Consider the following 18,362-nt stretch of genomic DNA (forward strand, 5'->3'; position numbering starts at 1 on the left):
CCGGGCCCCCGGGGCCTTCACCGACCCCCCCGGGCCCCGGGCGGGGCCGCTTTTTGGGGGGCCGCTGGTTTTTTGGGGGGGGGGGCGTGGGGGGCGAACTCATTCGCCCCACAGGCCCAGCCCACAACATCATCTCCGCCTTCACCGCATCCGACGTCTCTCGCCTCCTGTGAGCTTCCAAGGCTGCCCATCACTTCCCCGCCAGCAGACGCCTCAGGTCGGCGACGATGGCGGCCGGCTTCTCACCATGCTTGATATATAGGCGCAGCCGCCCCTGGGGATCGAAGACATAGGTGCCGGTGGAATGATCCACCGTGTAGCGGCCGCCCTGCACATCCCCCTGTTTCTGGTAGAACACCTTGAAATCCCGGGCAACCGCCTGGGTCGTGGCGAGGTCGCCATACAAGCCGACGAAGCGTGAATCAAAAGCCGGCACATACTGGGCCAGCAGCTCCTGCGTATCCCGTTCCGGGTCGATGGTCACGAACAGCACCTGCACCTTGTCCGCATCCGGCCCCAACTCACGCATCACCTGCGCCATGTTGAGCAGGTTGGTCGGACACACGTCCGGGCACTGGGTGTAGCCGAAAAACAGGGTCACGACTTTGCCCTTGTAGTCGGCCAGCGTACGCACCTGCCCCCGGTGATCGGTCAACTTGAAGCCGTTTGCATAATTTGCACCTGTGATGTCGGTGCCGATGAAGCCCTCACGCGGCTCTCCGCCCCCCTCGGGGGAGCAGGCTGCCAGCAGTCCAAATGCTGCAAACGCAACAATGGTGCATCGCAAAAAAGCAAACATTTAAAAATTCCTTATACTTCAATTAACTGCGTTTTGAATAAGTGCACTGCAAAACACAGAGGCGATGCTACACTGCCCGCAGAATTTGATCTGCGTCAATAAGACGCAGCCGGGCCTGGTGTATACGCCTGGGATATACCAAGTAAAGAGCCAGGGGGCGCGCGATCGTGGATCGCGCGCCCCAACTGCTCCCTCACCCCCGCACTGCGTCGCGGCCTGATCGCCCTGATCCTCGCCGCCAGCTTCATCATCAGCACGACCTTCCTGCTGGCCGGCGCGTGGTTGGTATTGCCCTTCGCCGGCATTGAACTCTTCCTGCTTTTTCTGGCCCTGCGCGCCATCGACCGCCAGGCCTCCGACTACGAATCCATCCATCTCGACGACGACAGCCTGGTCGTCTCGACCCGCCACTCTGCCGCCTCGTGCAGCCGGCGCTTCCAGACTGCCTGGGCCCGCGTCACGCTAGAGCCCGGTGACAGTCGCGAACCCCTGGTGTGTATCCGCTCCCACGGCCACAGCGCCCACGTGGGGCGCCTGCTGACACCCGACCAGCGCAGACAGCTTTTCTCGGATCTATCCAGCCGACTCGCCAGACCTCATTAGACACCGCGGGTCCGATCATCCCACGAAAAGAGAGGTAGAGACTTGAGCCCAATCGTCCCCCGCTACCAGGCCAGACTTCTCGCTGCACTCGGCCTCCTGTTCGTCTCCGGCTCAGCTCTCGCCGACTTCACGTGGAATTTCCCGAAACCGGTCACCCCGATCGGGCGCGACACGCTGTCGATGCACAACCAGTTCATGGTCATCATCACGGTGCTGTTCGTGGTGGTGTTCGCAATCATGGTGTATTCCATGATCACCCACCGCAAAAGCGTCGGTGCCGAACCGGCCCGCTTCAGCGGCCCGCGCGGCGCCCTGCAGTGGTTCTGGGTGCTGGTGCCCTTTGCAATCCTGCTCTTCATCGACTTCGTGCTGATGGGCATTCCAGCCTTCCACGCGGTAATCGACATGGAAGACACCCGCACCAAGGCCGACATGGTGCTCAAGGTGACCGGCATGCAGTGGAAGTGGCAGTACGAATACCCGGACTCCGGCATCAAGTACATCAGCACGCTGGCCACACCGCGGGAGCAGATCGAGGGCAAGGAAGCCAAGGGCGAACACTACCTGCTCGAAGTGGACAACCCGGTGGTGCTACCGGTCGGCAAGAAGGTGCGCATCCTGCTCACCTCCACTGATGTGATCCACACCTGGTGGGTACCCCAGTTCGGCGTCAAGCGCGACGCGATTCCCGGCTTCCTGCGGGAAACCTGGGTGCGCATCGAGGAGCCCGGCATCTACCGCGGCCAGTGCGCCGAACTGTGCGGCAAGGATCACGGCTTCATGCCGGTGGTCGTCAAGGCGGTGCCGGAAGCCGAATACGTTGCCTGGGTGGACAAGAAGAAGACCGAACTTGCCGCCGCGGCCGCCAGCGGCGACCGCACCTGGACCCGCGACGAGCTGATGGCCCACGGCAAGGAAACCTACGACAAGATCTGCGCCGCCTGCCACCAGCCCACCGGCCAAGGCCTGCCGCCGGCCTTCCCGGCACTGGCCGGCAGCAAGATCGTCAACGGCCCGCTGCTGTCGCCGGATGGCAAGCTGATCCCCGACAGCCATGTGGACCGGGTCATGAACGGCAAGAGCGGCACCGCCATGCAGGCCTTTAAGACCACCCTGTCCGACGCCGATCTTGCCGCCGTCATCACCTACGAGCGCAACAGCTTCGGCAACACCAAGGGCGACATGATCCAGCCCGCCCAGATCAAGGCACTTCGCTGAGGAGCCCAGCATGAACACCGCGTCCCATGCTCTAGATCACCATGACGGCCACCACCCGACCGGCCTGTTGCGCTGGCTGACCACCACCAACCACAAGGACATCGGCACGATGTACCTGACTTTCTCCCTGCTGATGTTCTTCGTCGGCGGGGCGATGATCCTCGGGGTGCGCGCCGAGCTGTTCCAGCCCGGCCTGCAATTGATGAAGCCGGAGTTCTTCAACCAGCTGATCGGCGTGCACGCGCTGGTAATGATCTTCGCGGCACTGATGCCGGCCGCCACCGGCTTTGCCAACTGGATGATCCCGCTGATGATCGGCGCGCCGGACATGGCCCTGCCGCGCCTCAACAACTGGGGCTTCTGGCTGCTGCCGCCGGCCGCCCTGCTGCTGACGATGCCCTTCTTCCTGGCCCTGTTCGGCATCGGCGACGGCGCCGTCGCCACCGGCTGGACCCTCTACGCACCGCTGTCGGTGCAGGGTGGCATCGGGGTGGATTTCGCGATCTTCTCGATCCACATCCTCGGCATCAGCTCGATCATGGGCTCGATCAACATCATCGCCACCATCCTCAACATGCGCGCCCCCGGCATGACGCTGATGAAGATGCCGCTGTTCTGCTGGGGCTGGCTGGTCACCGCGGTGCTGCTGATCATCACCCTGCCGGTGCTTGCCGGCGGCGTGACCATGCTGCTCACCGACCGCCACTTCGGCACCCATTTCTTCAATGCCGCCGGCGGCGGCGACCCGATCCTGTTCCAGCACCTGTTCTGGTTCTTCGGCCACCCCGAGGTCTACATCCTGCTGCTGCCGGTGTGGGGCCTGATGCCCCACGTGCTGTCCACCTTCACCCGCAAGCCGGTCTACGGCCATACAGCCCAGGTGTGGTCCTTCGTCGCCATCGGTGTGCTCGGTTTGATCGTGTGGGCCCACCACTTCCTCACCTCCGGCCTGCCGGTTCCGGCCCTGCTGTATTTCATGTACAGCACCATGTCGATCTCACTGCCGCTGGCGGTGCTGTTCTTCTGCTGGATTGCCACCATGTGGCGCGGCGCGATGAGCTTCGAGACACCGATGCTGTTCGCCCTCGGCTTCATCGTGCTGTTCGGCATCGCCGGCCTGACCGGCCTGGTGCTGGCCGACGTGGCCGCCGATGCCCAGTATCACCACAGCTACTTCGTCGTGGCCCACTTCCACTACGCGCTGTTCGCCGGCGGCATCATGGGCGTGATGACCGGCGTGTACTACTGGCTGCCCAAATGGACCGGCCACATGTACAGCGAGAAGCTCGGCAAGCTGCACTTCTGGCTGACCGTGATCAGCTTCAACTTCACCTTCATGCCCCAGTTCTTCCTGGGCCTCGCCGGCATGCCCCGGCGCATTCCCGACTACGCATTGCAGTTCGCCGAATTCAATGCCATATCCACTGTAGGGGCCTTCGCGCTGGGCCTGTCGCAGCTGATCTTCGCGTACAACGTGTGGCGCTGCGTGAAGGGCGGCGCCAAGGCAACCGACCGGGTGTGGGAAGGCACCGAGGGGCTCGAATGGGAGCTCAGCTCCCCGCCCCCCCACCACTCCTGGGAAACCCAGCCCGTCATCAAGGCGAGCTGATCATGGAGGAGGACATCATGCATTTCACGTCCGATGACCTGGCCGAGCGCCGACGCGCCTCGTCCCGCTTCGCCTGGATACTCGGCGCCATCGCGCTGGGTCTGTATCTGATCGGTTTCCTGATCGAGCGCTGACACCGCCATGCGGGAAGCCGCACTCAATCCACCGCCGCGCCGGCACGGCAGACTGGTCACCCGCCTGCTGCTGGTGGCGGCGGCTTTCTTCGCCTTCGGCTTTGCGCTGGTGCCGCTCTACGACACCTTGTGCCGGGCCGTTGGTTTCAACGGCAAGACGCTAAAGGACGCCATCCAGGCCAAGGACGTACCGCCGAGCGCGGTGAATTACGCTCGCAGCCTGGGCGTGCAATTCACCTCCACGCTGATGCCCGGCCTGCCGTGGGAGATCCGCCCTCTTGAACCGTCCATCGAGATCCATCCTGGCGAACTGCGCACCACCCGCTTCCTGGTCCGCAACCTGTCCGACCAGACCATCGTCGGCCAGGCCGTGCCCAGCGTGTCACCGACTGTGGCGGCCCGCCATTTCCGCAAGCTCGACTGCTTCTGTTTCAAGCAACAGACCCTCGCCCCCGGCGAAAGCCGCGAAATGGCCCTGACCTTCGTCGTCGATGGCGACATCGGCGAGGAGATCAGTGAGCTGACGCTGGCCTACGCCTTCTTCCCGGCACCGAATCCTAACTAGGGAGTCCGCCTTGCACGCCTCGCACGCCAACTCCGCCGCGCCCCACGCCGGCCATTACTACGTGCCCCAGCCAAGCCTCTACCCGGTTTTTCTGTCGGGCGGCATGTTCCTGCTGGCACTGGGCTTCATCCTGCTGATGAACAAGTTCGCGCCGGGGCCGTGGGTGATGGCCGGCGGAACGGCGGTGATCATCTTCGTGCTGTTCAAGTGGTTCGGCGCGGTGATTGCCGAAAACCAGCGTGGCGCCTACACCGACTGGGAGGACAAGTCCTTCCGCCAGGGCATGGTGTGGTTCATCGGCTCTGAGGTGATGTTCTTCGCGGCCTTCTTCGGGGCGCTGTTCTACTGCCGCAACATCTCGGTGCCGGCCCTCGCCCACATGGACCCGGCCTTCACGCTGTACAAGGACTTCACCGCCGCCTGGCCGACCGCCGGCCCGAAGGGCGCCCCCTTCACGCCGATGGGCGCGTGGGGCATCCCGGCGATCAACACGGCGTTGCTGCTGAGCTCAGGCGTCACGCTGACCTTTGCCCACTGGGGCCTGATGAAGGGCTCCCGCAGCCAACTCAACCTGGGCCTGATCCTCACCGTGCTACTCGGTGTGATCTTCCTCGGTTTCCAGGCCTACGAATACCACCACGCCTACACCGAAATGGGCCTGACGATGGGGGCTGGCGTGTATGGCGCCACCTTCTTCATGCTGACCGGCTTCCACGGTTTCCACGTGACACTCGGCGCGATCATGCTGGCCGTCGTCACCGGCCGCTGCCTGGCCGGGCACTTCGATGCCAAACGCCACTTCGCCTTCGAGGCGGTGGCCTGGTACTGGCACTTCGTGGATGTGGTGTGGCTGCTGCTGTTCGTCGTGGTCTATTGGCTCTAGCGCCCCACGGCGCCGAAATGCCAGGCCAGCAGCAGGCCGAGAAAGAGCAAAAGGGAGAGGGAGACGCGCAAGGTGAGCGCCCGCACTACCCGGTCGCCGTTGCCCTTGTCGCGATACAGGAAGAACAGGCCCGAAAAGAGGCTGCCGACCACCAGCAACAACATGAACACCACGGCCAACTTGAATGCCACAGCCCGCTCCCCGAACCCGGTTCGCCGATTGTGCGCCGGCGTCCGGGCCATCACAAGCGGCCGCCGCTTCCGCCCTTCCCTGTGGGGCGGCGTGCTTTCGCTGGCCGTCGCCGCTGGCTGTCTCCAGCTCGGCAACTGGCAATACGGCAAGGCCGAACGCAAGCAGGCCGCCCAAGCCCTGCTCGACCAGCGCGGAGCCGACGCGCCGGTGAGCCTTGGCAGCACGCCGGCCGACGCCGAAAGCCTGCGCTCGCGGCCGGTGCTGATCCGCGGCCGCTTCGAGACCGAACACCAGTTCCTCGTCGACAACCGTGTCTATCGGGAACAGGCCGGCTACCACGTGATCACACCATTCCACATCGACGGCGGCAACATGCGCGTGCTGGTGAACCGCGGCTGGATTCAAGCTCCAGCCCGCCACACCGACATTCCGAAGATAGAGACGCCCAGCAGCCCGCTTGAACTACGCGGCACCGCCGTCGTACCGGGCACCCGCTTCTTCACGCTGGGCAGCGATGACAGCACCAACTGGCAGCCCGTCTGGCAGAACCTCGATCTAGCCCGCTTCGTCCGGCTCGTGCCGTGGCCGGTGCAGCCGGTGGTGGTACAACTGGATGCCGCCGCGCCGGCCGGCTTCGTGCGCGACTGGCCGCGCCCGGACGAGCGCCTCGAACGCCATCTTTCCTACGCCTACCAGTGGTATGGCTTCGCCGCCTCCGCGATTCTGATCTGGCTGGCCCTCGGCTGGAGGCGCCACTGATGCGCCGCTACCGCCCGCTGCTATTGATCCTGGCCTTGCTGCTGATGCCCTTCGCGGTCGGCACAGGGCTGTATGCGTGGGGCTGGCACCCGGACCAACCTGGCAACCACGGCGAACTGCTGTCACCGCCACGCGCGCTACCGCAGTTGGCCGACGCTTCCGGCCAACCCCTCAGCAAACAGGATTTCGACGGCCACTGGAGCCTGGTGATCGCCGGCTCCGGTCCCTGCGACGCGGCCTGCCGCAACTGGATCGTCGCCACCCGCCAGATCCACGTCGCCCTCTACAAGCAGATGCCGCGGGTCCAGCGCACCTGGCTTTCCGATCAGGCAGCGCCCGACGTCGCCCCCCTGCATGCCTTGCAGCCCGACCTGCATGCCGCCGTGGCACGCAGCGCCGCCGCCCGCGCGGCCTTCGACCTGGATGGGCACGGTCACCGGGTGTACGTGGTCGATCCGCTGGGCAAGATCATCCTGCGCTACGCCCCCGACGCCGACCCGCGCGGCATCCTGAAGGACATGGAACGCCTGCTCCGCTACGCCTGGGCCGGCTGACAACGCATCCCCCGGAGAGACCACGATGCCGACGACCTTCCGCAGCACCGCCGCCCCCGCGCCCCTCGGCCTGCGCCTCGGCGCCTTCCTGACCCAGTGCAAGCCACGGGTGAACAGCCTGATCGTATTCACCGCGCTGATCGGCATGTTCCTCGCCGTGCCCGGCTGGCCGCCAGCCGGCCGGATGCTCGCCGCCACCGTCGGCATCGCACTGGTGGCCGGCGCCGCCGCGGCGATCAACTGCCTGGTGGAGCGGACCATCGACGCCCGCATGGCGCGCACCCGCGGCCGCCCGCTGCCGCTGGGGCTGATCAGCCCGACGGAGACCCTCGGCCTGGCCTGCCTGACCGGTGGCGCGGGCCTGTGGCTACTGCATATGGCGGTCAATCCACTGACCATGTGGCTGACCCTCGCCACCTTCCTCGGCTACGCGATCGTCTACACCGTGATCCTGAAACCGGCCACACCGATGAATATCGTCATCGGCGGCGCATCCGGCGCAATGCCACCGGTGCTCGGCTGGGCTGCGATGACGGACAGCATCGGCCTGCCGGCACTGGCCCTGTTCCTCATCATCTTCCTGTGGACACCGCCCCACTTCTGGGCGCTGGCCTGCTACCGGCGCGAGGAATACGCCCGCGCCGGTCTGCCGATGTTGCCCGTCAGCCACGGCGTGCCGCTGACCTGCCTGCATATCCTGCTGTATACCGTGCTGCTGGCGGCGGTGTCCTACCTGCCCTGCACGCTGGGCCTGTCCGGTGGCGTCTATGCGGTGCTAGTTAGCTTGCTCAATCTGGGCTACCTGCGGGAAGCCTGGACCCTGTGGCGCAATTACTCTGACGCCCGCGCGCGACACGCCTTCCGCTATTCGCTGATCTACCTAACCGGCCTGTTTGCGGCTCTCTTCCTGGACCGCCTGGCATGAGGACGCGCCCGTCCGGCCGGCGCACCCTGGCCATCATCGCTTTCCTGCTTGCCCTCGTGGTGGTCTCCCTCGGCGCCTGGGTGCGCCTGTCAGATGCCGGCCTCGGCTGTCCCGACTGGCCCGGCTGCTACGGCAAGCTGGTCGGCGTGCCCGAACACGCCCACGAAAAGAGTGCTGCCGAAGCGGCCTTCGGCCAGCGCGTGGAAGCCGGCAAAGCCTGGAAGGAAATGATTCACCGCTACGCCGCCGGTACGCTGGGCCTGTGCATCGCCGGCCTGGCCGTGCTCGGCTGGCGGCAACGCGCCACGCGCAGGCCAACGCTTGAGCTGGCCCTACTCGGCGTGGTCGTGCTGCAAGCCACGCTGGGCATGCTCACAGTCACCCAATTGCTGAAACCGGTGATCGTCACCAGCCACCTGCTCGGTGGCATGACCACCCTGGCGCTGCTCGCCGCCCTCGTGCTACGGGATGGTCGTGGCTTCCGTCCAGCGACGAACACCAACATCGGCCTGCAGGCGCACGCCATCGCCGCACTGGCCACCGTCGTCATTCAGATCGCCCTCGGCGGCTGGGTCAGCAGCAACTACGCCGCTGCCATCTGCCCGGATTTTCCAAGCTGCCAGGGCAGCTTCAGCCCGGCGCTGGATTTCCACCACGCCTTCACCCTGGACCGGGAACTGGGCATCACCGCCAGCGGCACCCTACTGCCGGCCAGCGCCCTCACTGCCATCCACTGGACCCACCGCCTGTTTGCCGGCGTGGTGCTGCTGGTCGTCGGCAGCCTCGGCCTGCGCCTGCTGGCCCATCGACACAGCCGCGGATCCGGCCTCGCGCTGCTCGGCGCCCTGGGGCTGCAGATCGGGCTGGGCATCGCCAACGTACTGCTGCAGCTACCTCTTCCGCTGGCCGTAGCCCATAACACTGGCGCGGCGCTGCTGCTGTGCGTCACGCTGGCCACGGCACGGTCGCTGCTCAATAAGGAAAAAGCCCGCCACCGGCAACCGGCGGCGGGCTTTCCACGGCGTTTCAACGAGCTGAACACTGAATCGGCGCGCTGAAGTACTGGAGCTCTCTCCCTCCCTGTGGGGGCGAATGAATTCGCCCCCACAGGGACTCTCCCCTGGCGGCTTACCGTTCGAGAGCCGCCAGCAGCTTGCCGTGGATGCCACCAAAGCCACCGTTGCTCATGACCAAGATACGGTCGCCGTCGCGGGCCTCGGCCACGATGGCGGCAACCAGCGCATCCAAATCGTCCTCCACCACGGTTTTGCCAGCGATCGGCGCCAACGCCGCACGGGCATCCCAGCCCAGGTTGGCCGCATAGCAGAAGACCTTGTCGGCCTGGACCAGGCTGGCCGGCAGCTGGTCCTTCATGACACCGAGCTTCATGGTATTGGAGCGCGGCTCCAGCACAGCCAGGATGCGTGCGTCGCCCACCTGGCGGCGCAGCCCTTCGACAGTCAGCGTGATAGCAGTCGGGTGATGGGCGAAGTCGTCGTACACCGCCACGCCACGCACCGTGCCGCGCAATTCGAGGCGGCGCTTGACGCCCTCGAAGCGGCTCAGCGCATCCAACGCCACTTCCGGGGTGACGCCCACATGCCGCGCCGCAGCGATGGCCGCCAGCGCATTGGCCCGGTTGTGGCGGCCAGACAACGGCAGCCGGCGGCGACCGATCTCCTTGCCCAGGTGGCGGATCACTACTTCATCCTCGCTGGCACCTTCTGCCACCGACCAGCCGGCCGCATCGTTGAACCACTCCAGTTCGGACCAGCAGCCGCGCTGCATGACCCGCGGCAGCGATTCCTCGGCGGCATTGGCGACGATGCGGCCGAGACGTGGCACGGTGCGCACCAGGTGGTGGAACTGGGTTTCGATGGCCGCCAGATCGGCGAAGATATCCGCGTGGTCGAACTCCAGGTTGTTCAGGATCAGCGTCCGCGGGCGGTAATGGACGAACTTGGAGCGCTTGTCGCAGAAGGCGGTATCGTATTCATCGGCTTCGATGACGAAGAACGGCGACTCGGTCAGCCGCGCCGAAAGACCGAAGTTCTTCGGCACGCCACCGACCAGGAAGCCCGGATTGAGGCCGGCGTCCTCGAGGATCCAGGCCAGTAGCGAGGTCGTCGTGGTCTTGCCGTGGGTGCCGGCGACACCCAGTACCCAGCGCCCCTGCAGCACGTTCTCGGCCAGCCACTGGGGGCCCGACACATAAGGCAGGCCCTTGTCGAGGATCTCCTCCAGCAAGGGGTTGCCACGGGAGATCGCGTTGCCGACGACGAACACGTCCGGTTCCAGGTCGAGCTGCTCGACCCCGTAGCCCTCGACGAGGCGGATGCCCTGCTCTTCGAGCTGGGTGCTCATCGGCGGATAGACATTGGCGTCGCAGCCCGTCACGGTATGGCCGGCAGCCCGGGCCAGCAGGGCCACGCCGCCCATGAAAGTTCCGCAGATTCCGAGAATGTGTATGTGCATTATTCGTCTAAGCGACAGAAACAGTGCCGCAACAGTCGTGTGTAGAATGGGATCTATTCTAATCGAACGGGGAGCTTCGACCTTTCATGCCGCGCCCTGCCGTTCCACACCGCAGCAATCTGCGTCGTGAAATCGCCGCCCTGGCGGCCCGCATGATCGCCGAAGATGGCATCAGCGATTACGGCTTCGCCAAGCGCAAGGCCGCCCGCCAGCTCGGCGCCCTCGCCGCCGACGAACTGCCCAACAACGCGGAGATTGAGGCCGAAGTCCGCACTTACCTCGCCGTTTTCCAGGACGAAGAGCACCTGGAGCGCCAATACGTCATGCGCCAGGCTGCCGTCGAGGTCATGCGCGAACTGGACGCCTTCCGCCCCTACCTCACCGGACCGGTGCTGGAAGGCACCGCAGGGCGCTACTCGGAAGTGGAAATCGACCTGTTTCCAGAGAGCGCCAAGGAAGTGGAGATCTTCTTCCTCAACAACAATGTCGCCTACGAGCACCGCGAACCTCGCCGCAACCAGCCGGACGGCCCGGAGGCGGTCCTCGTCTTCGACTGGGACGACATCCCGTTCAAGCTGCGCATCTATTCTCCGGACGTAGAGCGCCTGAACCGCCGCGGCAACCATGGCGCCCGCCAGATGGAACGCGCGCGCCTGTCTGTCGTCGAAGCCCTCGTCACAGAAACCTCGGCCGAAGCCCCCATCCATCCATGAGTCGCCTCACCACCCTCGCCCTCGTCACTGCCGTTGCGCTGGCCGCCGGAGCTGCCGGCCTGTATACCTCGTACGCCGCCAACGCCAACACCGCTGCACCGGCCGCCAACCTGTCCCAGACCCAGCGCGCCGCCCTCGGCAAGCTGCTGGCCCTCGACCTGCCCGACGCGAAAGGCGTCCAGCAACCTTTCTCGGCCTGGAAGGGCAAGGTGCTGGTGGTCAACTTCTGGGCCACCTGGTGCCCGCCGTGCCGCAAGGAAATCCCTGCATTCTCGACGTTAAGCCGCAAATATGCTGGCAAAGGCGTTCAATTTGTCGGCGTAAGCATCGATACCGCCAAGAATGTCGCCGGCTTCCAGGCCAAGCAGGCGGTGGACTACCCGCTGGTGATCGCCGATCCGTCCCTGGTCCAGCTCACCGAAGAGCTCGGCAACAGCTCCCAAGGCCTGCCCTTCACGCTGGTCATCGATCGCAACGGCGGCATCAGCCTGGTCAAACTGGGCGAATTGTCGGAGCAGGAACTGGACCGCAAACTCGCCGAACTGAGCAAGTCCTGACGCATCCGGGAGGGGCTTCGCGGTGGACAACTTGCGCGTAATTACGGCAAACTTGCATTCATGACGCGCAAAACCCGCACCCAGGAAGCCACTGACGAGAACCTCCCGCAACTGCGGATTCTCGTTTTGCATGGCCCCAACCTCAACCTGCTCGGTCGCCGCGAACCCGGCATCTACGGCCTGACGACCCTCGCCGACATTCATGCGGCGATGGAGAGCCGGGCCAAGGCCGATGGCGTGCTATTGGAGTCCTTCCAGAGCAACCACGAGGGCGAACTCATCGACCGCGTGCAGGCTGCGGAAAGCGAAGCCGTCGATTTCATCATCATCAATCCGGCAGGATATACGCACACCAGCGTCGCACTGCGGGACGCCCTTGCTGGCGTTGCCATCCCGTACGTCGAAGTGCACCTGTCGAACATCCACGCCCGCGAGCCGTTCCGCCACCACTCCTACTTCTCCGACAAGGCGGTAGGGGTGATCTGCGGGCTGGGCGCCCAGGGCTATCAACTCGCCCTCGAATTCGCCCTCGCCCGTCTGCGCGCAGCTCGCGCCTAAACACAAGACATCGGCGGGCCGGCCTTGCTGCCGGCCGCTTTACATATCAAGGGGAATACTATGGATCTTCGCAAGCTCAAGAAATTGATCGACCTGGTCCAGGAGTCCGGCATCTCCGAGCTGGAAGTCACTGAAGGCGAGGAAAAAGTCCGCATCGCCAAGCACGCCTCCGGCCCTGCGCCGGTCAGCTACGTGGCCCAGGCCCCCGCCGCACCGATCGCCGTCAGCGCCCCTGCTGCCGCTGCACCGGCCGCCCCTGCTGCCGCTGCCGAAGCGGCCCTGCCGGACGGCCACGTGGTCAAGTCGCCGATGGTCGGCACCTTCTACCGCGCCTCCGCTCCGGGCGCCAAGCCCCTCGTCGAAGTCGGCCAGAGCGTTGCCGTTGGCGACGTGCTGTGCATCATCGAAGCCATGAAGCTGATGAACGAGATCGAAGCCGAGGTGGCCGGCACCGTGAAGGCCATCCTGGTCGAGAACGGCGAACCGCTGGAATACGGCGAACCCCTCTTCGTCATCGGCTAAATCATGGCGATGTTCGAAAAAATCCTGATCGCCAACCGGGGCGAGATCGCGCTGCGCATACTGCGCGCGTGCCGTGAGCTGGGCATCAAGACTGTCGCCGTCCACTCCGAGCCGGACGCCGAGGCCAAGTATGTCAAGCTGGCTGACGAATCCGTGTGCATTGGCCCCGCCTCGTCGGCCCTCAGCTACCTCAACATTCCGGCACTGATCTCCGCCGCCGAGGTCACCGATGCCGAAGCCATCCACCCGGGCTACGGCTTCCTGTCCGAGAACGCCGACTTCGCCGAGCGGGTCGAGCAATCCGGCTTCGTCTTCATCGGTCCGCGCGCAGAAACCATCCGCCTGATGGGCGACAAGGTCTCGGCCAAGGACGCCATGAAGGCTGCCGGCGTGCCCTGTGTGCCCGGCTCCGACGGCGCGCTGCCCGAAGACCCAAAGGAGATCGTCAAGATCGCCCGCGCCATCGGCTACCCGGTGATCATCAAGGCCGCCGGCGGTGGCGGCGGTCGCGGCATGCGCGTGGTGCACACCGAGGCCGCGCTACTCAATGCCGTCACCACCACCCGATCCGAGGCTGGCGCGTTCTTCGGCAACTCGACGGTTTACATGGAGAAGTTCCTGGAGAACCCACGTCATGTGGAAATCCAGGTGCTGGCCGACCAGCACGGCAACGCGATCTACCTGGGCGAGCGCGATTGCTCCATGCAGCGTCGCCACCAGAAAGTCATCGAGGAAGCCCCGGCCCCGGGCATCGAGCGGCGCCACATCACCCGTATCGGCGAGCGCTGCGCCGAGGCCTGCCGCAAGATCGGCTACCGGGGTGCTGGCACCTTCGAATTCCTGTATGAGAACGGCGAGTTCTACTTCATCGAGATGAACACCCGCGTGCAGGTTGAACACCCGGTCACCGAGCTGATAACCGGCGTGGACATCGTGCAGGAGCAGATCCGCGTTGCCGCCGGCCAGAAGCTCAACTACCGGCAGAAGGACATCGAATTTCGCGGCCATGCCATCGAATGCCGGATCAACGCGGAAGATCCGTTCAAGTTCACTCCCTGCCCGGGCAAGATCAGCAACTGGCACGTTCCCGGCGGCCCCGGCATCCGCGTCGACTCCCATGTGTACAACGGCTACACCGTGCCGCAGCACTACGATTCGATGGTCGGCAAGCTGATCGCCTACGGCGACACCCGCGACCAGGCGATCCGCCGCATGCGCATCGCCCTGTCCGAGATGCTGGTTGAAGGCATCAAGACCAACATCCCGCTGCACCAAGAACTGATGCTCGACGCCCGCTTCGTCGAAGGCGGCACCAGCATCCACTACCTGGAGCACAAGCTGGCCGGGCGTAACGAAGTCAAGAAGGTCTGAGATGTGGATTTCGGTCATCCTGCAGGCTGACGCGACCCGCGCCGAAGCCTTGTCCGAGGCGCTGATGGAGCATGGCGCGCTGTCGGTCAGCATTGACGACGCGGACGCCGGCACCGACGCCGAGAAGCCCCAGTTCGGCGAACCGGGCATGCACCCGGCCAGCCTGTGGGACCACAGTCGGGTCGTCGCGCTGTTCGACACCGACATCGACCTGGCCACCGCCCTCGCTACCGCGTCGGCGGCGGTCGGCCTCGACGCCGTGCCGCCCTTCACCATCGAAGAGGTCGAAGAGCAGAACTGGGTGCAGCTCACCCAGAGCCAGTTCGACCCGATCCGCATCACCGACCGGCTGTGGATCGTGCCGTCCTGGCACGAATCGCCGGATGCCGACGCGATCAACCTGGTGCTCGATCCAGGCATGGCGTTCGGCACCGGCTCGCATCCCACCACCCGCCTGTGCCTCGAGTGGCTAACCACGGAGATCCCGGCGGGCGTCAGCGTCCTCGACTACGGCTGCGGCTCCGGCATCCTCGCCATTGCCGCCGCCAAGCTGGGCGCGGGTGAAGTCACTGGCGTGGACATCGATGAGAAAGCCGTCGAGACCGCCGCCGACAATGCCGCCAACAACGGCGTCAGCCTGCACCTGCAGGTGTCGGCCAAGCCCCTCGACGGCACCTTCCAGCGGGTCGTGGCCAACATCCTGACCAATCCGCTCAAGATGCTGGCGCCGCTGCTTGCCGCCCGCGTCGCGCCCGGCGGCAAGCTGGCCCTGTCCGGTGTGCTGGAAGCCCAGGCCGACGACGTCATCGAAGCCTACGCCCCTTTCATCGCCCTGCGCGTGGGCGCCACCCTGGACGGTTGGGTCCGCCTCGAGGGCGAACGGCCGACGTCGGCGCAGCCATGATCCTCGCGCGCTGCCCGGCGTGCTCAACCACCTTCCGGGTGCAGCCCGAGCAATTGAACGCCCGTCACGGGCGGGTCCGCTGCGGCCAGTGCAAGCACGCCTTCAACGCCCTGGAAAACCAGGTCGAGGAAGAGGCGCTGGTGGACGATCTGCACCCGCCCGAACCCACCAGCCCGCCCGCTGCCGAGCAGGCCGACGCCGCCCCCCTGTTCGTCCTGCAGGAAATACCTCCTGAAGCGCCTGCACTGCCGGTGGAGGAGCGCAAGGGAACCGCAACACCCGCGGAAGATCCGAGCACGTTCTACCTCAGCCCCGCTGACGGAGAAATCGTCACCGACGATTTGCCGGCTGAGGAGGAGGTCACGCCACCCGCCGCTGGCGAACCGGCTGACAAGGCGGCCATTCCCGACGATCTGGATTTCCTCACCCTCGACGATTCTGACGCGCAGCCCATCGTCGCCGCGACGCCCCCGCAGCCGGAAGCTGGCGACGAGCGTATCGAACCCAGCGGCGAGATCCTGCCCGAAGGCTTCGACGCCTGGTCGGTGCCGGATGAGGCTGACGCCGCCACGCCTGACGCACCGGCGGAGCTCATCCTGGATGAAGAGGCGCTGGACGACGATGCTCCGCTGACGGACCACACCGAAGACGCTGGGCCTGCCGCAATCCCCCCATTCCCCTTCAAGCCCGACTGGCCGGATGCGTCGGAACTCGACCTGAAGAACCCGCCCGACGCATCCCTCATCGAGGAAGGCCCCCTCGACTTCGATTCGCTGCTTCACAAGCAGGTCGTGGACGAAACCCCCGGCACGCCCGTGCAGGCGCTGGACCAGGACCTCACCCCCGCTGCGGTGGCAGAAGCACCACAAGCCGTCGTCGGACTACCGATAGAGGCGCCCCCTGCGCCGGCCGACGCAAGCGAACCAACAAACAACGAACAGGACGAGACGGAGGCTTTCGCAGAAGAGGCCACGGAAGAACCAACAGGCCCCTCTGCCCTGCAGCAGGCCGCCTGGGCGGCTGGCGCCACGTTGCTGTTATTGACCCTGCTGGCGCAGGGCGTACTCGTATTCCGCAGTGACATCGCAGCGGCGTCGCCGCAGATGCGCCTGTTCATGGAGAGCGTATGCGCCGGCATGGGCTGCGACCTGCCGCTGCCCCGCGAGTCAGCCTCGATCACCATCGAGAGTTCGGACATCCAGCCCGACGCCAACCGCGAAGCTTTCTTCACCCTGCATGCAACGCTGCGCAACCGCGCCGAGTTCGCACAGGCCTGGCCACACCTGGAAATTACCCTGACCGACGCCCGCGACAAGGCCTTGGTCCGGCGCGTTCTGGATCCCAAGCAGTGGCTGCCCGCCGACATGCCGCCGGATGCCTTCCCGGCACGCAAGGAGGTCGCAGCCCGGGTTCGCTTCGAGGCGCCCGGCGTGGCCGCAGCCGGCTACCGGGTCTACGCCTTCTACCCCTGACGGGCCGGGCTGCCGGGTAACATCCGGCAACATTCGTCCGCGCCGGCCCCGCCAGGGCGGCCCCTATAATCAATTTGCCTACATCCTGCCGACGCCATGTCCACCCTCATCTGCGGTTCCATCGCCTTCGATTCGATCATGGTCTTCCAGGACCATTTCAAGAATCACATCCTGCCCGAGCAGATCCACATCCTGAACGTCTCCTTCCTGGTGCCTGAAATGCGCCGGGAATTCGGCGGTTGCGCCGGCAACATTGCCTACAACCTCAAGCTGCTCGGCGGCGATCCGCTGATCATGGCCACCGTCGGCGACGATGCCGGCCCCTACCTGGAACGCCTGGACAGCCTCGGCTTGTCCCGCGCCCACGTAACCCACGTGCCCGGCACCTACACGGCCCAGGCATTCATCACCACCGACCTGGACGACAACCAGATCACCGCGTTCCACCCCGGTGCCATGGTCCATTCCCATCTCAACAAGGTGGAACACAGCGCGGGCGTCACCCTCGGCATCGTCGCCCCGGACGGCCGCGACGGCATGCTGGAGCACTCGCGCCAGTTCGCCGAGGCGGGCATTCCCTTCGTCTTTGACCCGGGCCAGGGGCTGCCAATGTTCAACGGTGAAGAGTTGCTGGCCTGCTTGCAACTGGCCACTTACTGCACGGTCAATGACTACGAGGCGCGCCTGCTCAGTGAGCGCACCGGACGCAGCATCGAGGCACTGGCCAACGAGGTCGAAGCACTGATCGTCACGCGTGGCAGCGAAGGCTCCGAGATCTACACCGGCGGTCGCCGCATCGACATTCCCTGTGCCCGCGCCGCGGCACTCGAAGACCCCACCGGCTGTGGCGACGCCTACCGCGCCGGCCTGCTGTATGGCATCGAGAACGGCCTGGACTGGGATCAGACCGGACGCCTCGCCTCGTTGATGGGCGCCCTCAAGATTGCCTGTCGCGGTGGGCAGAACCACGCCCCCAGCCGCGACCAAATTGCCGACGCCTACCGCGCGGCTTTCGGCTCAACCCTGTGGTGAAAGGACACCCCATGCGTACTCTTACCCTGACCCTCGCCCTGCTGGCCACCGTCAACCTAGTCGGCTGCGCCTCCGGCCTCGGCGGCGGCGACTATGAACGGACCGAAACGCGTCGCGTGATGAGCGTACGCATGGGCGTCATCGAAAGCGTCCGCCCGGTGAAGTTGGAAGGCACCAATACGCCCCTCGGCACGGTTGCCGGTGCGGCGATCGGCGGTGTGGCCGGCAGCACCGTCGGCTCCGGCAAGGGCGCGGCGATCGCCGCCGTAGTCGGTGCCGTTGCCGGCGGCATTGCTGGTGCAGCGGCAGAAGAAGGCTTCACCCGCAAGCAGGGCGTGGAAGTTACCCTCAAGATGGACAACGGCGAACTGCTGGCCATCGTGCAGGAAGACGGCGGCGAGAACTTCAAGCCCGGCGAGCGCGTACGCCTGCTACAGGACGGCCGCAACACCCGCGTCAGCCGCTGAGGTGCTGAGGTGCTGAGGTGCTGAGGTGCTGAGGTGCTGAGGTGCTGAGG

The 18,362-nt window shown here is 65.5% G+C and carries 21 protein-coding genes; 18 read left to right on the top strand and 3 right to left on the bottom strand.

All coding sequences use genetic code 11. The features are described from left to right. Positions 1–190: 190 nt before the first annotated feature. Positions 191–799 (bottom strand): SCO family protein, encoded by a 609-nt coding sequence (locus ACE3RX_RS16590; protein ID WP_374486085.1) that lies wholly within the window; start codon positions 797–799, stop codon positions 191–193. 171 nt (positions 800–970) lie between these two features. Here ACE3RX_RS16590 and ACE3RX_RS16595 point away from each other — a divergent pair, with 171 nt between their 5' ends. The 5 genes from ACE3RX_RS16595 to ACE3RX_RS16615 all read left to right on the top strand — a co-directional run bounded on the left by ACE3RX_RS16595 (position 971) and on the right by ACE3RX_RS16615 (position 5,811). Beyond that, positions 971–1,402: a DUF2244 domain-containing protein gene (locus ACE3RX_RS16595; protein ID WP_374486135.1), complete on the top strand. Its 432-nt coding sequence runs from the start codon at positions 971–973 to the stop codon at positions 1,400–1,402. A 42-nt stretch (positions 1,403–1,444) separates the two neighbouring features. Further along, positions 1,445–2,620: a cytochrome c oxidase subunit II gene (gene coxB / locus ACE3RX_RS16600; protein WP_374486086.1), complete on the top strand. Its 1,176-nt coding sequence runs from the start codon at positions 1,445–1,447 to the stop codon at positions 2,618–2,620. 10 nt (positions 2,621–2,630) lie between these two features. Next, positions 2,631–4,229, top strand: a complete 1,599-nt coding sequence (gene ctaD, locus ACE3RX_RS16605; protein ID WP_374486087.1) for a cytochrome c oxidase subunit I — start codon at positions 2,631–2,633, stop codon at positions 4,227–4,229. Positions 4,230–4,370: 141 nt separating this feature from the next. Continuing rightward, complete coding sequence (locus tag ACE3RX_RS16610; RefSeq protein WP_374486088.1) at positions 4,371–4,928, top strand: cytochrome c oxidase assembly protein; 558 nt, start codon at positions 4,371–4,373, stop codon at positions 4,926–4,928. 10 nt (positions 4,929–4,938) lie between these two features. Further along, the gene (locus tag ACE3RX_RS16615; RefSeq protein ID WP_374486089.1) at positions 4,939–5,811 is read left to right on the top strand and encodes a cytochrome c oxidase subunit 3; all 873 of its coding nucleotides are present in this window, start codon (positions 4,939–4,941) and stop codon (positions 5,809–5,811) included. Here ACE3RX_RS16615 and ACE3RX_RS16620 read toward each other — a convergent pair. Further along, positions 5,808–6,002, bottom strand: coding sequence for a twin transmembrane helix small protein (locus ACE3RX_RS16620; protein ID WP_374486090.1), 195 nt, complete (start codon positions 6,000–6,002; stop codon positions 5,808–5,810). The genes ACE3RX_RS16615 and ACE3RX_RS16620 overlap by 4 nt on opposite strands. Positions 6,003–6,030: 28 nt before the next feature. Here ACE3RX_RS16620 and ACE3RX_RS16625 point away from each other — a divergent pair, with 28 nt between their 5' ends. The 4 genes from ACE3RX_RS16625 to ACE3RX_RS16640 are packed head-to-tail and all read left to right on the top strand — an operon-like array spanning position 6,031 to position 9,299. After that, positions 6,031–6,762: an SURF1 family protein gene (locus ACE3RX_RS16625; protein WP_374486091.1), complete on the top strand. Its 732-nt coding sequence runs from the start codon at positions 6,031–6,033 to the stop codon at positions 6,760–6,762. Continuing rightward, a complete protein-coding gene (locus ACE3RX_RS16630) occupies positions 6,762–7,316 on the top strand; it encodes a hypothetical protein (RefSeq protein WP_374486092.1) in 555 nt (184 codons plus the stop codon). The genes ACE3RX_RS16625 and ACE3RX_RS16630 overlap by 1 nt, the downstream gene beginning before the upstream one ends. Positions 7,317–7,341: 25 nt before the next feature. Then, positions 7,342–8,241, top strand: coding sequence for a heme o synthase (gene cyoE / locus ACE3RX_RS16635; protein ID WP_374486093.1), 900 nt, complete (start codon positions 7,342–7,344; stop codon positions 8,239–8,241). Beyond that, the gene (locus ACE3RX_RS16640; protein ID WP_374486094.1) at positions 8,238–9,299 is read left to right on the top strand and encodes a heme A synthase; all 1,062 of its coding nucleotides are present in this window, start codon (positions 8,238–8,240) and stop codon (positions 9,297–9,299) included. Before cyoE ends, ACE3RX_RS16640 begins: the two co-directional genes overlap by 4 nt. 70 nt (positions 9,300–9,369) lie before the next feature. Here the strand turns inward: ACE3RX_RS16640 and mpl are convergent, their stop codons facing one another. Further along, positions 9,370–10,716 carry a UDP-N-acetylmuramate:L-alanyl-gamma-D-glutamyl-meso-diaminopimelate ligase gene (gene mpl / locus ACE3RX_RS16645; protein WP_374486095.1) on the bottom strand — a complete coding sequence of 449 codons (1,347 nt, stop codon included), beginning with the start codon at positions 10,714–10,716 and terminating at the stop codon, positions 9,370–9,372. Between the two features lie 86 nt (positions 10,717–10,802). On the opposite strand from mpl, the gene ACE3RX_RS16650 reads away from it, so the two are divergent. The 9 genes from ACE3RX_RS16650 (at position 10,803) to ACE3RX_RS16690 (ending at position 18,312) form a co-directional block, all read left to right on the top strand. After that, complete coding sequence (locus ACE3RX_RS16650) at positions 10,803–11,429, top strand: hypothetical protein (protein ID WP_374486096.1); 627 nt, start codon at positions 10,803–10,805, stop codon at positions 11,427–11,429. Further along, complete coding sequence (locus ACE3RX_RS16655; protein WP_374486097.1) at positions 11,426–11,986, top strand: TlpA family protein disulfide reductase; 561 nt, start codon at positions 11,426–11,428, stop codon at positions 11,984–11,986. The genes ACE3RX_RS16650 and ACE3RX_RS16655 overlap by 4 nt, the downstream gene beginning before the upstream one ends. 60 nt (positions 11,987–12,046) lie before the next feature. Next, on the top strand, positions 12,047–12,544 hold the full coding sequence (gene aroQ, locus ACE3RX_RS16660; protein ID WP_374486098.1) for a type II 3-dehydroquinate dehydratase: 498 nt from the start codon (positions 12,047–12,049) through the stop codon (positions 12,542–12,544). A 60-nt stretch (positions 12,545–12,604) separates the two neighbouring features. Continuing rightward, positions 12,605–13,066, top strand: a complete 462-nt coding sequence (gene accB, locus ACE3RX_RS16665; protein ID WP_374486099.1) for an acetyl-CoA carboxylase biotin carboxyl carrier protein — start codon at positions 12,605–12,607, stop codon at positions 13,064–13,066. Positions 13,067–13,075: 9 nt separating this feature from the next. Further along, a complete protein-coding gene (gene accC / locus ACE3RX_RS16670) occupies positions 13,076–14,437 on the top strand; it encodes an acetyl-CoA carboxylase biotin carboxylase subunit (RefSeq protein ID WP_374486136.1) in 1,362 nt (453 codons plus the stop codon). A gap of 1 nt (position 14,438) precedes the next feature. Then, complete coding sequence (prmA, locus tag ACE3RX_RS16675; protein WP_374486100.1) at positions 14,439–15,341, top strand: 50S ribosomal protein L11 methyltransferase; 903 nt, start codon at positions 14,439–14,441, stop codon at positions 15,339–15,341. Beyond that, on the top strand, positions 15,338–16,813 hold the full coding sequence (locus tag ACE3RX_RS16680; protein WP_374486101.1) for a DUF3426 domain-containing protein: 1,476 nt from the start codon (positions 15,338–15,340) through the stop codon (positions 16,811–16,813). The genes prmA and ACE3RX_RS16680 overlap by 4 nt, the downstream gene beginning before the upstream one ends. Before the next feature lie 96 nt (positions 16,814–16,909). After that, positions 16,910–17,845 carry a carbohydrate kinase family protein gene (locus ACE3RX_RS16685; RefSeq protein ID WP_374486102.1) on the top strand — a complete coding sequence of 312 codons (936 nt, stop codon included), beginning with the start codon at positions 16,910–16,912 and terminating at the stop codon, positions 17,843–17,845. An 11-nt stretch (positions 17,846–17,856) separates the two neighbouring features. Continuing rightward, positions 17,857–18,312, top strand: a complete 456-nt coding sequence (locus ACE3RX_RS16690; RefSeq protein WP_374486103.1) for a glycine zipper 2TM domain-containing protein — start codon at positions 17,857–17,859, stop codon at positions 18,310–18,312. The last annotated feature ends 50 nt before the right edge of the window (positions 18,313–18,362 follow it).

Source organism: Zoogloea sp., from assembly GCF_041914405.1.
Lineage (GTDB): Bacteria > Pseudomonadota > Gammaproteobacteria > Burkholderiales > Rhodocyclaceae > Zoogloea.

What these genes read in the sequence shown, in the direction of transcription:
- ACE3RX_RS16690 (WP_374486103.1), top strand. Translation starts at nt 17,857, where the DNA reads ATGCGTACTCTTACCCTGACCCTCGCCCTGCTGGCCACCGTCAACCTA.
- ctaD (WP_374486087.1), top strand. Translation starts at nt 2,631, where the DNA reads ATGAACACCGCGTCCCATGCTCTAGATCACCATGACGGCCACCACCCG.
- ACE3RX_RS16610 (WP_374486088.1), top strand. Translation starts at nt 4,371, where the DNA reads ATGCGGGAAGCCGCACTCAATCCACCGCCGCGCCGGCACGGCAGACTG.
- ACE3RX_RS16680 (WP_374486101.1), top strand. Translation starts at nt 15,338, where the DNA reads ATGATCCTCGCGCGCTGCCCGGCGTGCTCAACCACCTTCCGGGTGCAG.
- accC (WP_374486136.1), top strand. Translation starts at nt 13,076, where the DNA reads ATGTTCGAAAAAATCCTGATCGCCAACCGGGGCGAGATCGCGCTGCGC.
- ACE3RX_RS16590 (WP_374486085.1), bottom strand. Translation starts at nt 799, where the DNA reads ATGTTTGCTTTTTTGCGATGCACCATTGTTGCGTTTGCAGCATTTGGA.
- cyoE (WP_374486093.1), top strand. Translation starts at nt 7,342, where the DNA reads ATGCCGACGACCTTCCGCAGCACCGCCGCCCCCGCGCCCCTCGGCCTG.
- ACE3RX_RS16655 (WP_374486097.1), top strand. Translation starts at nt 11,426, where the DNA reads ATGAGTCGCCTCACCACCCTCGCCCTCGTCACTGCCGTTGCGCTGGCC.
- ACE3RX_RS16650 (WP_374486096.1), top strand. Translation starts at nt 10,803, where the DNA reads ATGCCGCGCCCTGCCGTTCCACACCGCAGCAATCTGCGTCGTGAAATC.
- ACE3RX_RS16685 (WP_374486102.1), top strand. Translation starts at nt 16,910, where the DNA reads ATGTCCACCCTCATCTGCGGTTCCATCGCCTTCGATTCGATCATGGTC.
- ACE3RX_RS16640 (WP_374486094.1), top strand. Translation starts at nt 8,238, where the DNA reads ATGAGGACGCGCCCGTCCGGCCGGCGCACCCTGGCCATCATCGCTTTC.
- accB (WP_374486099.1), top strand. Translation starts at nt 12,605, where the DNA reads ATGGATCTTCGCAAGCTCAAGAAATTGATCGACCTGGTCCAGGAGTCC.
- ACE3RX_RS16630 (WP_374486092.1), top strand. Translation starts at nt 6,762, where the DNA reads ATGCGCCGCTACCGCCCGCTGCTATTGATCCTGGCCTTGCTGCTGATG.
- prmA (WP_374486100.1), top strand. Translation starts at nt 14,439, where the DNA reads ATGTGGATTTCGGTCATCCTGCAGGCTGACGCGACCCGCGCCGAAGCC.
- aroQ (WP_374486098.1), top strand. Translation starts at nt 12,047, where the DNA reads ATGACGCGCAAAACCCGCACCCAGGAAGCCACTGACGAGAACCTCCCG.
- mpl (WP_374486095.1), bottom strand. Translation starts at nt 10,716, where the DNA reads ATGCACATACACATTCTCGGAATCTGCGGAACTTTCATGGGCGGCGTG.